Origin of the sequence: Dyadobacter fermentans DSM 18053 (genome assembly GCF_000023125.1) — a bacterium.
Lineage (GTDB): Bacteria > Bacteroidota > Bacteroidia > Cytophagales > Spirosomataceae > Dyadobacter > Dyadobacter fermentans.
This window is the reverse complement of record NC_013037.1, coordinates 6,683,079-6,695,251: the sequence shown is the minus strand read 5'-3', so window position 1 is coordinate 6,695,251 and position 12,173 is coordinate 6,683,079. Positions and strand designations below refer to the sequence as shown.

Here is a 12,173-nt window from a genome sequence, read left to right as displayed (position 1 = left end):
TCAGTAACTCAATGGTTGCTTAAAGCCGCTCCTCGGATGTCCTTATCACTTCGATATCCGCACTGGCGCGGATTGCATTGCGGATCAGGGCCACGCGCTGCTCGGCTTCACGGGCCTTCCGGAAATAGCGGGCGGCATCTGCCCGGTAGTTGGCTTCGGCGAAGTGATCGCCCATGTGATTGAGCAGGATCACGTGTTCATCCACGCCCCGGAGCGCGGCAAACAGGTTGCTTTCGATTTTTTCGGCAATGGCCTCCAAAAGTGTTTCGGGTGAAAATGCATGCCCGGTATGGCATCGGTAGCGGGATAATGAACCGTCTTTGAGCAACGTCAGCACGCCCTGACATTCAGGACAGGACAGTTTGCTCATTTCGCCGTATTGGGGAATATCGATATCCAATCTGTTCTGGTCCGCCGCAACCCGCACTTCCGCTTCCAGCTGTCCGAGCTCTTCTTTATCGAGCCTGGTGCCTATCTCAACCGTTTCATTACAAAGTTTCACCAGCAACGCCGCCATTTCCGAAACCGGCACAATATAATCAATCGCCACTTCCCGAATGGCATTTTTCGGCATGGAAGGCATTTCGGCGTCGTCGGGGTCCTGCGCAATGGCGATGCCCCCGCAGCGTTTGATACTCCATAACCCGGCCGTGCCGTCGTCGAGCGCGCCGGACAGCACAATGCCGATCACCCGACTACCGAATGCGTACGCGGCGGAGCGGAAGAGCGGGTCTATTGCCGGACGGAAGCGGTTTTCCTTCGGTCCGCGTGTCACGTGGACGTGCCGGTCGTCCACCAGCAAATGATGGTCGGGCCGGGCTACGTAAATGCGGTTCGGCCTGATCAGGTCGCCGTGGTCGGCGTGTACCACGGTCAGGTCGGTGAGCTCGCCCAAAACGCCCGGCAATACACCTTCGGCGTTCGGCGAAATGTGCCAAACCAGGAAAATAGAAGCGCCGATATCGGCCGGCAAACCAGAAACCAGTTTTTTGAACGCTTCCAGTCCTCCCAGGGAGGCACCTATTACCACTATGTTTCTTTTTGCCATAACCTTCTGCGGTTGGTTGCTACCCATTTGCAGAAAATAGCGTGCCGTTGGGGAAATGATCAGTGACTCGAAACCGCTTTGAGGCCGGCGATCGAAAGAATGAGCGTGGTAATAAAAAATATCCGCCAGAAAGTGACGGGGTCTTTAAACACCAAAATACCTACCAGCACCGTGCCCACCGCGCCAATGCCCGTCCAAACGGCGTAGGCGGTCCCGATCGGCAGCGTTTGCGTGGCTTTCAGCAGTAAACCCATGCTCACGGTGAGGGAAACGATGAATCCGGCAAACCACCAGTACATTTCGCTACCCGATGTTTCGCGGACTTTGCCAAGACACGAAGCGAACCCGACCTCGAAAAGACCGGCGACAATCAAAATAATCCAGTTCATAGCACTTTGTTTTTTGATACAAAGGTCCTGCACAGGATTTGAAAAGAATTTTACAAATGTTAAAAAACGAATTACCGGATTTCTGAACGAATCCGGCTCAGGCTCACCTGCGTGATGCCGAGAAATGAAGCAATGTGGCACAATGGGACACGTTGGAGTAGGTCGGGCGTGGCCGAAAGCAGGTCCAGGTACCGTTCCTGGGCTGTTTTAAATTGCATGGAAATGAGCCGTTCCTCTGTTTTGATCAGCTCGCGCCCGATCAGCTTCCGACCCCAGTTGGCCAGGTGGATATCGGTAGCAAAAAGCGATTCGAGGTGCTGGGACTTCATCTGGTAGAGATCGCTCGCCTCCATCGTTTCAATATGCTCATAACCGGGCTGGCCGGACACGAAGCTCTTCATCGAAATCACCACGTCGCCCTCCTTTCCAAACCAGAAAGTAACATCGCCCCCGTCCGTATCGGAATAAGCGCGCACGATGCCGCTGCGGATAAAATACAGCGTTTTACCGACCCTCCCAGCCTGGATGAGCGAATGCCCTTTCAGACAGCGCACTTCGGAAATGTGCGCTTTCAGGGCCTCCCGCGAGCCCGTAGGCAAGGGATGAATCCGTTCCAGAATTTCGTCTATTTCCATGAACATCAGCGAGATAGCCGGCCTAAGGCTTCCTCCACCGAGGGCAGAAAGTTAACCTGTTTTCCCTTATTGCTTTCAAAAATGAAGTCGCGCAAACTCTGACTTTCATAACCCGAAAAATCGCCGACGATGGCCAGCCGCACGCGGTAGGTGGTGAACTTCTGCAAAATTTCTCCTGCAATACCCGTTTTGAGATCAAAGAAATGTGGTGTGATGTTTCGCTCGTGCAGCACGACGGCGTCGTAACCCTGGTAATACAGGTCGGCCATGATTTGCAGGCCGTCGTCGGTGGTGTGAATGAGCACCTCGTCCGACGTTACCTCGGCAATTGTGCTCCCGTTTTGTTCGTGAACCTGAACATTCATAGCTAAACCCGGCCGGAAAGTTTGTAGATCGCCGGAATGCGAAGTTAGTGAAAAAGCGCCCTGCACGGGCAGCGGCATTGTTTGAACTTTTTCTACATTTCAAAATATTTATTCGGGCACCTTTTTTCCTGCAAATGATAATCATTCCAAACTACATCGCGGACAAACGGCCGCCAGAAACAGCTGCTTACGCTTCATGCGAGCGCGAATGGCCGCGGCAGCGCGCCAGCCGGGTGCCTGGGTACTAGCAGATCCATCGACTTGGCGGCCATGCAAAAGCAGGTTGTGGTCAACCGGACGGTTGGCTAAAAACTATTTTTACAAATACCTCTGAATAGTATTTTTACGGCTTTGGGGCCGTTAATTACCGTGCCCTCCGCCGGGTTGTTCGGTAGCGGAATTATAGTTAATATTTCGAATTACTCCTCCCGCTAATGCACGATCGATGAACCCGGAAGCACCCCATTTACACACCATTTCCCATGACAATATCCCGCTTTGCCGGGTAGGCGGCAGCGTCTTAAACGCCGGCCCAAAAGCGCTTCCGGAGCAGCTATCTGAATTTTTTACCGGGATTTTCAGCACCTCCGAATGGCCGGCGAGGTGGTACTGCGGCTACTGGTCCGATTTCCATGGCTGGCTTTACATCGTTTCCGATCTTTTCATCTGGGCGGCCTACTTTGTGATCCCCACTTTCCTGGTCCGGTTTATATTAAAACGGAAAGACTTTCCATTCCCGAAAACCATCTGGCTCTTCGTGGCCTTCATCTTTTTCTGCGGCGCCACGCATTTAATCGACGCGCTGACTTTCTGGGTGCCGGTGTACCGTTTCAGCTCATTGGTACGGTTCGCGACGGCCATTGTATCGCTCACCACGGTTTATTATCTGTTCAAAATATTCCCGAACGTCCTCCTGCTCAGGTCCGTGGCCGATCTGCAACGGGAGATCGACGAGCGGACGACGATCGAAGAGAAGATGGCGCAGAAGAACAGCCAGCTGCAAAGCTTCACTCACATCCTCTCGCACAACCTGCGGAACCACGCGAGCAATATTGCGCTCCTCACCGATTTCGTGGACGAATCGACGCTCTCGAAGGATAATGAAGAGCTTTTCCAGAAGATTAAAACCGTATCCAAACACCTCAATACCACCCTCGACGACCTGTCGCAGGTGATCAAAATCCGCGACAACCAGCTGGAAGGCGAACAGCTGGACATCCGGGAAGTGACCGAACGGGTGTTGGGCGTGCTCGACGAAAGCCTGCACACGAGCCAGGCCGAGGTACGGATGGATTTCAGCGAGCGGGAAATCGTGTTTCCGCACATTTACCTGGAAAGCATTCTGATGAACCTGATCTCGAACGGTATAAAATACAAAAAAGATGGTGAACCTCCTTTGATCACATTGCGTTTCTACCGTAACGAAAATGGCCTTAAAGTACTGGAATACAGCGACGAAGGAAAGGGCATCGACCTTTCGCTTCATTCGGACAAGATCTTTGGTTTGTATAAAACTTTCCATAAACACCGGGATGCTCACGGAGTTGGACTATTTTTGATAAAAAATCAGATTGAAGCCCAGGGCGGGAACATTGAGGTATTCAGTAAGGTCGACGCGGGTATTACTTTTAAAATTACATTCAACGAAAATGCTTGAAATCCTCTGCGTAGTCGACGACGACAAAATCTTTACCTACCTCTTGAAACGCATCATTGAAAAGGCCAAAATTGCACGGGAAATCATATTTTTCGAAAACGGCCGTGATGCGCTCGATTATCTGGCAAATCACCGCGACGACGCATTGAAACTTCCTCAACTCATCCTGCTCGACATCAATATGCCCATTCTGGACGGCTGGCAGTTTTTGAGTGAATATGGAAAACTGGAACCGACGGTACCCCAACCGATATCGATCTGCATGATGAGCTCTTCCTCCGACCTCGAAGATTACGACCGTGCGATGGGCTCCGGGCATGTGATGGACTACCTTCAAAAACCGGTTCAGATGCCTTCTCTGAAAGAAGTTACCGAACGCGTATTGTCATTCGTTGCCCCGAAATAGCGGCAGACTCGCTATTTTTGCCTTGTAACCAAACATTGATCCACCCTGCCATTCCGTATCCTGATAGCGCCGCTGGACTGGGGACTGGGACATGCCACGCGCTGTATCCCCGTCATCAGGCACCTTTTGGCGCGGGGCTGCGAGGTGACGATCGCAGCATCCGGCGCGACGGCGCTTTTGCTGAAAGACAATTTTCCCGGCCTGCCACAGCTACCGCTCGCCGGTTACGATATCGCGTATAGCCGTAGCGGCGGCACATTTGTGGCGAAAATTGTGTTGCAAATTCCCAAAATCCTGCGCGCGATCCGCCGTGAGCGACGATGGCTCCGTAACATGCAGGCCACGCACCAATTCGACCTGGTGATTTCCGACAATCGCTATGGATTGAACATAAATGGATTGCATTCGGTGATCATGACGCACCAGTTGCAGATCATGACGGGATTCGGCGGCTTCGCGGACTACCTAATGCGTAAGCTGCATTACCGCATGCTGGAACAATTCGATGAATGCTGGGTCGTGGACGCGCAGGAGGATGGGCTGGCCGGCGCATTGTCGCATCCGCCAAACATTCCCGCCAATGCGCATTATGTGGGGTTGCTTTCTCAACTGGAAACTCCGGCTCATGATGCGGAGGAGCAAGGCCAAATACTGGCGCTGCTTTCCGGCCCGGAGCCGATGCGGACTATTCTGGAAAAACTGATTATTGGGCAAGCTTCCGAATTAACTGAAAATCAATTTCATATCATCGCCGGAAATCCCTCGGGTAAACCGCAGCCGCACCTTCCGGGGCACATTACCTACGCTACCCACGCGAACGCACGCGAGCTCGTAACCGCTATTTCCGCCGCGCAGCTGGTCATTTGCCGCAGCGGCTACTCCACGCTCATGGACCTGGCCACGCTTGGCAAAAAGGCATTGCTTATCCCTACGCCAGGGCAGTCGGAACAGGAATATCTGGCCGGGCATTTAAATGCACAAGGCATTGCCCTCAGCAGAAAGCAGGCGGATTTGGATTTGAAGCAAGACATTGCGGCGGCATTGCACTACAAGGGATTCTCATCCACGCCGCACGCCGGGAAACCGGTGCAAATGCAGGCAGTGATCGACGCCGCTTTGAAACAATTGAAAAACTGACACCGAAGGGTTTTGCAAACGGGGCACCTTTCCAAGCAGGCGCCCCGTCTCCTTTATTGGTTACTCAATGCAGCAGGACCCGTCGCCGCATTCCTGTGCGCCCGCATCACTTGCAGCATTTGCAGCGCCACCGACAGGATAATCAGCCCCAAACCGAGGTAAAAGGACCACCGCAACTCCTTATTTTCGTGATAAATCAGAATGGCGAGAATAATCGTGTACACCGGTTCCAGGTTCAAACTCAGGTTGACGGTGAACGCCGAAATGCGTTGCAGCACCTGCGTTTGCAGCATATAGAGAACTACCGTGCAGAAAAACGCCAGCAGCAGCAAGTAACCCACATCCGCCCACGACGGCACGAGTGTGGCCACTGGGAAAAAGTAAAAATAGACAGGCATTAGCGGCGTGAGCGCAATGGCCCCGCCGATCAGCGCGTAAACCGTGGCCGTTTCACTTTTAAACGAATGCGCCAGCCGCTCGTTGCTGATCGTAAAAAGTGACCCAAGTGCCGAGGACACGACGCCCAACCCAATCCCGACGCGGTAGCGGGAATCAAAACTGAAAATCAGCGCGATACCCAGCAACGTGAGCACGCTCAGGAGTAATTCGGAAAGCACGAAACGCTTGCGATTGATCAGCGGCGAAAAAATAGCGGTGAAAAACCCGACCAGCGAGAAACAAACCACCCCTACCGAAATATTGGAATACTTGATACTCCCATAAAAGAAGATCCAGTGCAGCCCGAGGAACAGCCCGGCCAGCGACGTACGCATAAATTCGCCAACCGATATGCGTTCAAGCTTTTTGGTGGCGGCCAGGATGAGCAGCATGAGAATGCCCGCCAGCGAAATGCGGTACCACGATAGCAGCCCTTCATTTACCGTAATGAGCTTGCCGAAAATGCCAGTGAATCCGGCCAGAATGATCGCTATATGCAGCTTGATGAAAGCTTGTTTCATTGTAATATTTGTTCAAAAAAAGGTATTGAAATAAACTCCGGGCGCCACGCATGCGACGCAAACCGGTTAATCGAAACCCTGCGGAAGGGCTAAGGCTCAACAACCTTCATGAACAATGGTAGCAGGTAATAGTAAAATCGCCTCCCGAAAACGCGGGAAGTACCAATAAATTCCGGTCATTAAGCCGATCAGGCTACCGGAGGAGGCGAAATGCTGAAAAGAAGTCGGTGTTTGGACATAGCAACGAAAATTGTCCCTCAAAAATAGGGCGATTTGCGCGGACCACCAACGCGACGCACCATTTTCCTTTTCGCAACCCTGGAACAGTGCGACAGGACAATGCAGAGGCCGGGCCTGCGACGCAAACCCGGCCTGCTGTAACGTTACGAGCTGTCCGCCAAGAACCGTTTTTCTTACTCGTATTCTTTCAGCAACGTGCGGATGTCGCGGATGAGCTCGTATGTGCCCTCATCGGTTGTGCCATCGTACATGCCGCGGATGTGCCGGTCTTTATCGAGCAGCACAAAATGTCCGCTGTGAAGGAAGCCGCCCGGTGATTTGGCATCCTCGGCGGCGGTAATGAGGTAATGCTGCTGCCCTATTTCATAAATTTTCTCGCGGTCGCCCGTCACAAATTGCCAGATCGCATTGCTTACCCCGAGGTCGTTCGAGTACGTTTTGAGCACGGCAGGCGTGTCGTGCTCGGGGTCGATCGTGTGCGAGAGAATGCGGACATCAGGCTTGTTCTTGATTTCGTCATACACTTTGAGCATATTCTTTTTCATGACGGGACAGATCGTCGGGCAGGTGGTGAAAAAGAAATCCGCGACATAAATCTTGTCTTTAAAATCCGCCTCCGTCACGTTCTGACTGTCCTGATTGGTGAAGGAAAACGCGGGAATGGCCGGATAATGCAGCTCGTCGACGGCTTGGCCATCAACGGTTTTGACAATTTTTTCAGGCTCGCCCAGGTACGGAAGTTTACGGTCCTGGCAAGAGGTAAGCAAAGCCGCCGCCAGCAGTCCCGGCAGCAGGAATATATGCATTCGCATGGATATTGGGTTTTGGATAAAACAAATGACAGTCCGGCCACGGCAGCGCGCCGCACCAGCTGGGAAGATTTTGCAGGAACAGTCTGCAAACCAGCGTCAAACAGCCGTTCAGACTAATGGCGGATGGAAGATATCCGCAATGGGTGTGCGGGAAAGAAAAGGGGAAGTGTATTTAAAAACCACCGTGAGCGGCATTTCGAACCGTTCCGGCGACCGAAACACCAACGGCTTACCGGTATCCATCACCTGAAAAAGCAAATGCGCCATATAAGTCCGTTCGGCCTGGCGCTCGTCCTGCTTTTTAGCATCGACGATCTTTTTCGCCAGGTAGCACGCCCCCTCGCACACGGCAATGGGATTCCCGCGGTTCACGCAGAGATTGGCAATGATATACTCCTTTCGCAATTCATAATCGAGGTACACCAAAGGGATAACCCATGCCTTCACAAGCATCAGCAGCACGAAGCCCAGGGTAATCCATTGTTTTCCTAACGGTATCAAGAATAGAAGAGCAAAACGGTGAAAATAACGTCCTGCAAAGCTAATGCCGGAAACCGGGGATAGCAAACCGGCTTTGGGCCTTGCTTCCGTTTCTAATTTGCCGTTTGATAATTGGTAACAAAATACCGTTAACAACAAGTACTACAATGAGTTACTTAAAATTTGTGGGTCGATAAATGATATGTTGTTTCGGGACATTTTTTATTTTTGCAGAAATAGATCAATTTCATCTCAAACAAACCACACTAAATATGCAATCTTCCATTATCCCTTCTGTTATTTCCACTTCCATGGGCGGCGCCGTCATCGGCGGTAGTATTGCGCACATTTCCGGCGCCCTGGTCGGCGGCCTGTTCGGCATTTTCATCGCATTATGCTCCGAATACCAAAACAAAAAGACTTCTTCCACCAGCAACTGAAGCAATAGTTGGTTGATTTTCTGAACTCGATTATCAGGGATGTTCTCGCTCCCAGGATCATCTTTGTATTGGCTGGATTGGGAAGTGTTACTTATTTGTTCACGTTTTGGTTCCAAAACCGGTTTGTTCAAACCAATCTGCCCGACCTGATCAGCACGGGTTTTCAGATTGTTTCGATTACGAGCGGTTGCAGGCTGGTTTTGCACGTATTCAAGGAGCTTTGCAAGCCCGATGCCGTAATGGAAATGGATAAGTTCTATACCGGTTACGGCGGTGCGGCTGTGCTATGGATATCGATCACAACGCTTAAAAAGCGCTTTTCAAAACCGTCCTGACGACTTGGTATCAGTGAAGCAGCTGCCGAACCAATAAAACCGTTTTGTTTGTTGCACGAATGCAAAGCAGCAAACATGGGAAACATTTTTAAGCAAATGGCTTCGCCTACCGGCACCCTTACCCTCATTGCCAGTGAAAAGGGTTTGCGGGCGGTATTATGGAACCATAATCCCGAAAAATCGGGCATCGACCGGGGCGTTGAGGATCTTGCGCACCCATTATTGCTCGAAACCGAAAAGCAGCTGAACGAATATTTCAGCAAAAAACGCAAAACATTTACCCTTCACCTGGATTTCGTAGGAAGCGATTTTCAGATACAGGTGTGGGAGGCAATGCTCACCATTCCTTTTGGCGAAACAAGGACCTACGGCGACATTGCGCGGCAAATTGGCAATCCCGACTCAGTGCGGGCCGTAGGAGGCGCTGCCAACAAAAACCCCATCCCGATCATCGCGCCGTGCCACCGCGTGGTGGGTGCCAATGGCAAGCTGGTTGGTTTTGGCGGCGGGCTTGAAAACAAGGCGATACTGCTCGCATTGGAAGCGCCATACAGGCAAACATCCATTTTTGATTGAGTAACCGATAGTTAACCTGTTCGGGTTTTTCGATTTTTTCTTACCTTTGCATCATCATTCACAAACCGGAAACACCAGGTGTAGGAGATCATTTCTTTCAGGAAAATAAATCAGGCGGCCACGATGTCGGCTGCTATTATTCATTCTCAAAAAGAAATGTACTATGCTTTTTCTTCAAGGTGTTACCTATGCACACCCGAATCGGGATGTGCTGTTTTCAGATATACAACTTACTGTTAACAAACACGATAAGATCGCGCTGATCGGCAATAATGGTGCCGGAAAGTCTACTTTGCTGGGCATTCTGGCGGGTAAGTTCAAGCCGGTTTCTGGAACGGTCGGAGCCGACGCGCAGCCGTATTATGTACCGCAGCTTTTAGGTCAGTATAACGGACAAACCGTCGCGGAAGCGCTCGGCATCCACGATAAGCTTCTCGCGCTCCGGGAAATCCTCGACGGGCATTTGACCGACATGAACCTCGAATTGCTGGACGACGACTGGGGCATTGAAGAACGGTGCCAGGAAGCGTTCGCACATTGGCAGCTCGGCGGGATATCCCTCTCCCAGCCCATGGCCACATTGAGCGGCGGCCAAAAAACGAAGGTGTTTCTCGCCGGAATCATGATCCACCAACCCGGTAATGTGCTCCTCGACGAACCCAGCAACCACCTCGACGCCCCGGCGCGGTCGATACTTTACGAATACATCCGGTCCACCACCGACACGCTCGTGGTGGTCAGTCACGACAGGACATTGCTCAACCTGCTCAACACCGTTTGCGAGCTCGGCAAGCGGGGCATTACCGTTTACGGCGGCAATTACGACTTTTATGCCGAGCAGAAAGCCATCGAACAGGAAGCACTCAGCTCGGATGTAAAAGCGAAGGAAAAAGCGCTTCGCAAGGCCAAAGAAGTGGAAAGAGAGGCGATGGAACGGCAGCAAAAGCTCGACGCCCGTGGAAAAAAGAAGCAGGAAAAAGCGGGATTGCCCACGATCGTGCAGAATGCATTCAGGAACAATGCGGAAAAGAGCACGGCGCGCATGAAGGGCATCCACGCCGAAAAAGTGGGCGGCATTGCACAGGAATTGAGCCACTTACGGAGCGAGCTGCCTTCGGTCGATAAAATGAAGATTGATTTCGACAACTCTTCGCTTCACAAAGGCAAAATCCTGGTGACCGCCACGCATGCCAACTTCGGTTTCGGCGAGCAGCCCATTTGGGCTAAACCACTTGATTTTCAGATCACCAGCGGTGAGCGCATTGCCATAAAAGGTGCGAACGGATCGGGTAAAACGACGCTCATCCGGCTGATACTGGGCGAATTGCAGCCCACAAACGGCACCATCGAGTGCGCGGAGTTCAAATCCATTTACATTGATCAGGATTATTCGCTCATCGACAATGCCCTTACGGTATACGAGCAGGCCCGGCAGTTCAATACAGGCGCATTGCAGGAGCATGACATCAAAATCCGCCTGAACCGCTTCCTTTTTACCCGGGAATACTGGGGCAAGCGCTGCGGCAGCCTGAGCGGCGGTGAGAAAATGCGGCTGATGCTCTGTTCGCTGGCCATTGCCACCCAGGCACCGGACCTGATCATCCTCGACGAGCCGACCAACAACCTCGACATTCAGAACATCGGCATCCTCACCGCGGCGATCAGCGAATACCGCGGGACGCTGCTGGTCGTTTCGCACGACGCGCACTTTCTGCGGGAGACGAATGTAGAACGGGAAATACTGCTCGTCTGATTATATTTAACCTCAAAAACATTCCTATGCTGGATATCGTAATCGAAGCCCGGAAGGCGGCCATCAGTGAATCGGTGATGGTGAAGCGGATCTTGCCGTTTCGCCTGAGAAGAATGGTCGGGCCGTTTGTCTTCATGGACCACGCCGGGCCGCTGGGAGCCATTCCGGCCAATCCGTCGTCACTGGATGTGCTGCCGCACCCGCATATCGGCCTTTCGACGGTGAGTTATCTGTTCGACGGACAGGTTACCCACCGCGACAGCACCGGTGCGCAGCAGATTATAAAACCCGGCGAAGTGAACTGGATGACCGCCGGAAGCGGCATTGCGCATTCCGAGCGCTTTGAAGACCCGGCTGCATTGGCCGGTGGCCTGGAAATGATCCAAACCTGGGTAGCGTTGCCGGAGAAGGACGAAGAAGCCGCACCGTCGTTCAGGAATTACACCCGGGACGAATTGCCGGTGTTTACCGACAAGGGCGTATGGATGCGGCTCATTGCCGGTGATGCATTTGGATTATCGAACGGTGTGGAAACGCTTTCGCCGATGTTCTACCTGCATGTGGTATTGGACGCCGGGGCCACGTTCAGCATTCCCGATGGTTATTCGGAGCGGGCCATTTATGTCGTGAAAGGCTCCATTGAAACGGGTGGACATTTCTACCAGCCCGGTCAGATGCTGGTTTTCAATAAAAATGCGCAGCCTACGGTGCGAGCGAGGGAAAACACCACTTTGATGCTCCTCGGCGGCGAACCGCTGGGCGAGCGTTTCATCTGGTGGAATTTTGTTTCGTCCAGAAAAGAGCGCATTGAACAGGCGAAAGAAGATTGGAAACAAGGGCGTATTCAGCTGCCGCCAGCAGACGATCATGAATTTATCCCGCTGCCGGAGGACTATTCACGGCCTGCCGGCGGGCCTCCGAGGCCGGAGCCGCTTTCCTGA

The 12,173-nt window shown here is 52.3% G+C and carries 15 protein-coding genes; 8 read left to right on the top strand and 7 right to left on the bottom strand.

What is annotated here, in order from left to right:
• Nucleotides 1-19 precede the first annotated feature (19 nt).
• The 4 genes from DFER_RS27810 to DFER_RS27795 all read right to left on the bottom strand — a co-directional run bounded on the left by DFER_RS27810 (nucleotide 20) and on the right by DFER_RS27795 (nucleotide 2,437).
• The gene (locus DFER_RS27810; RefSeq protein WP_041736794.1) at nucleotides 20-1,048 is read right to left on the bottom strand and encodes a chemotaxis protein CheB; all 1,029 of its coding nucleotides are present in this window, start codon (nucleotides 1,046-1,048) and stop codon (nucleotides 20-22) included.
• A 59-nt stretch (nucleotides 1,049-1,107) separates the two neighbouring features.
• A complete protein-coding gene (locus DFER_RS27805) occupies nucleotides 1,108-1,437 on the bottom strand; it encodes a DMT family transporter (RefSeq protein WP_015814999.1) in 330 nt (109 codons plus the stop codon).
• A gap of 71 nt (nucleotides 1,438-1,508) precedes the next feature.
• Nucleotides 1,509-2,072 (bottom strand): Crp/Fnr family transcriptional regulator, encoded by a 564-nt coding sequence (locus DFER_RS27800; protein WP_041736793.1) that lies wholly within the window; start codon nucleotides 2,070-2,072, stop codon nucleotides 1,509-1,511.
• A gap of 5 nt (nucleotides 2,073-2,077) precedes the next feature.
• Nucleotides 2,078-2,437: a DUF4180 domain-containing protein gene (locus DFER_RS27795; RefSeq protein WP_015814997.1), complete on the bottom strand. Its 360-nt coding sequence runs from the start codon at nucleotides 2,435-2,437 to the stop codon at nucleotides 2,078-2,080.
• A gap of 445 nt (nucleotides 2,438-2,882) precedes the next feature.
• Between DFER_RS27795 and DFER_RS27790 the strand changes: the two genes are divergently transcribed.
• From DFER_RS27790 to DFER_RS27780, 3 genes are all read left to right on the top strand, one after another.
• Entirely contained in the window at nucleotides 2,883-4,094 is a 1,212-nt protein-coding gene (locus DFER_RS27790) for a sensor histidine kinase (protein WP_015814996.1), read from the top strand.
• Nucleotides 4,087-4,500 carry a response regulator gene (locus tag DFER_RS27785; protein ID WP_015814995.1) on the top strand — a complete coding sequence of 138 codons (414 nt, stop codon included), beginning with the start codon at nucleotides 4,087-4,089 and terminating at the stop codon, nucleotides 4,498-4,500. The genes DFER_RS27790 and DFER_RS27785 overlap by 8 nt, the downstream gene beginning before the upstream one ends.
• 126 nt (nucleotides 4,501-4,626) lie before the next feature.
• Complete coding sequence (locus DFER_RS27780; RefSeq protein WP_015814994.1) at nucleotides 4,627-5,637, top strand: glycosyltransferase; 1,011 nt, start codon at nucleotides 4,627-4,629, stop codon at nucleotides 5,635-5,637.
• Between the two features lie 53 nt (nucleotides 5,638-5,690).
• Here the strand turns inward: DFER_RS27780 and DFER_RS27775 are convergent, their stop codons facing one another.
• The 3 genes from DFER_RS27775 to DFER_RS27765 form a co-directional block, all read right to left on the bottom strand.
• The gene (locus DFER_RS27775; RefSeq protein ID WP_015814993.1) at nucleotides 5,691-6,596 is read right to left on the bottom strand and encodes a DMT family transporter; all 906 of its coding nucleotides are present in this window, start codon (nucleotides 6,594-6,596) and stop codon (nucleotides 5,691-5,693) included.
• Nucleotides 6,597-7,009: 413 nt separating this feature from the next.
• Nucleotides 7,010-7,642 (bottom strand): SCO family protein, encoded by a 633-nt coding sequence (locus tag DFER_RS27770; protein WP_015814992.1) that lies wholly within the window; start codon nucleotides 7,640-7,642, stop codon nucleotides 7,010-7,012.
• Nucleotides 7,643-7,756: 114 nt separating this feature from the next.
• The gene (locus DFER_RS27765) at nucleotides 7,757-8,149 is read right to left on the bottom strand and encodes a hypothetical protein (RefSeq protein WP_041735610.1); all 393 of its coding nucleotides are present in this window, start codon (nucleotides 8,147-8,149) and stop codon (nucleotides 7,757-7,759) included.
• 251 nt (nucleotides 8,150-8,400) lie between these two features.
• On the opposite strand from DFER_RS27765, the gene DFER_RS30290 reads away from it, so the two are divergent.
• From DFER_RS30290 to DFER_RS27740, 5 genes are all read left to right on the top strand, one after another.
• The gene (locus DFER_RS30290) at nucleotides 8,401-8,568 is read left to right on the top strand and encodes a hypothetical protein (protein ID WP_187293415.1); all 168 of its coding nucleotides are present in this window, start codon (nucleotides 8,401-8,403) and stop codon (nucleotides 8,566-8,568) included.
• 8 nt (nucleotides 8,569-8,576) lie between these two features.
• The gene (locus DFER_RS27755; RefSeq protein WP_015814989.1) at nucleotides 8,577-8,903 is read left to right on the top strand and encodes a hypothetical protein; all 327 of its coding nucleotides are present in this window, start codon (nucleotides 8,577-8,579) and stop codon (nucleotides 8,901-8,903) included.
• Nucleotides 8,904-8,978: 75 nt separating this feature from the next.
• Nucleotides 8,979-9,479 (top strand): methylated-DNA--[protein]-cysteine S-methyltransferase, encoded by a 501-nt coding sequence (locus tag DFER_RS27750; protein ID WP_015814988.1) that lies wholly within the window; start codon nucleotides 8,979-8,981, stop codon nucleotides 9,477-9,479.
• A gap of 163 nt (nucleotides 9,480-9,642) precedes the next feature.
• Nucleotides 9,643-11,232, top strand: a complete 1,590-nt coding sequence (locus tag DFER_RS27745; protein WP_015814987.1) for an ABC-F family ATP-binding cassette domain-containing protein — start codon at nucleotides 9,643-9,645, stop codon at nucleotides 11,230-11,232.
• Between the two features lie 26 nt (nucleotides 11,233-11,258).
• On the top strand, nucleotides 11,259-12,173 hold the full coding sequence (locus DFER_RS27740; RefSeq protein WP_015814986.1) for a pirin family protein: 915 nt from the start codon (nucleotides 11,259-11,261) through the stop codon (nucleotides 12,171-12,173).